The 1,201-nt window shown below is 54.3% G+C and carries 1 protein-coding gene; it reads left to right on the top strand.

What is annotated here, in order from left to right; translation table 11 throughout:
• Positions 1-408: 408 nt before the first annotated feature.
• Positions 409-1,201, top strand: a 793-nt coding sequence (locus AB4Z11_RS32140) for a CHASE3 domain-containing protein (protein ID WP_442030292.1), incomplete at its 3' end; no start/stop codon positions are given.

The raw sequence follows: 1,201 nt of genomic DNA, 5'->3' as shown, positions 1-1,201 counted from the left end.
GCGCATTGAGTTATGGGTCAACTATTCATAGTTTGCATCATTTTAGTATGGCACGGGTATTGGCGGATGCTAGGGGCCGTTTCACGCCAGATGTGGTACCTGGCTGATTCCGGGAATGGCCGATCGTGTCGAAGCGGCAATCGCGCCCGATTTGTATGTCAAGCAGGCGAGGGTGTACCGGAAAAAGCTCGGCGAGATAGTGGGTGTAGGTGCTATGCGAAACGCGGTGTTGTTGTCGACATGCGTTTCTGAACAAGCGGCCGCTTTACCATGTGTCGTTTGACAACCTGATCCGCAATTCCTGCATCGTAAGTCCGATCTATGAGTGTTCCTGCTAAGATGCTACGAAACAATGTCTGCTGATTGAATGTTACATTGGCACATCCCTTAAGCATTTCAGGAGACCGCATGCTCAAGAACCTCTCTATCAGGGCAAAATTGGGTGTGGGTTTTGGTGCCATCATCACCATCATCCTGTGCCTGCTTGCCCTCGCGTACAGCAATTTCGTCCGAATGTCCGAGGCCAACGAATGGGACAAACACACCATGGAAGTGATGCTTGAAGCACAGCGCATTTCCAACAGTGTTTTCGCCATTCAAGCCGTCGCGCGCGGCTATCTACTTACCGGAGCGCCGGGCGATCTGGCGTCGTTGCCCGAACTCGAGTCGGCGATGCACAGGCAAATAGTCAAAGCGACTGAATTGACTGCAGATAGCCCGGAACGACAGAGCCGCTTTAAACGCATAGCTGTACTGGCTGACGACTGGACACAAAACCAAATTCACGGATTAGTCGAGCGGCGTGAAATGTGGGGGCAAAAACCAGGGGGAGCTGAGCAAGCTGGTGCTTCCCTAGCGTTGAAAAGGGCGATGCAGACTTCCGTTCAGATCGCACAACTGAATGAGGCCGCAAGTGACGAAGAGGAGCGCCTGCTCGTTGCGCGTTCTCAGACTTCTTCAGCGTTGCAAAAGGCGATGCTGCTGGTCCTGACGGTCGGCGGGGCCTTGTGCATCGGGCTGGCGCTAGCGGTTTCGGTTTGGCTGGCACGGTCTTTGTTGGCACCGCTAAATATGCTTACGAATGCCGTCACTCGGATCGGCCAGGGCGACCAGTCGGCACGGGCTGAAGTGATCTCCAGCGATGAAATGGGGCAGGTCGCAGCAGCGTTTAATCGAATGGCGCAAGCGATCCAGGAAAGTC

The organism is Pseudoduganella sp. RAF53_2 (genome assembly GCF_052113985.1).
GTDB lineage: Bacteria > Pseudomonadota > Gammaproteobacteria > Burkholderiales > Burkholderiaceae_D > Rugamonas.
This window is presented reverse-complemented; position numbering and strand designations above follow the sequence as displayed.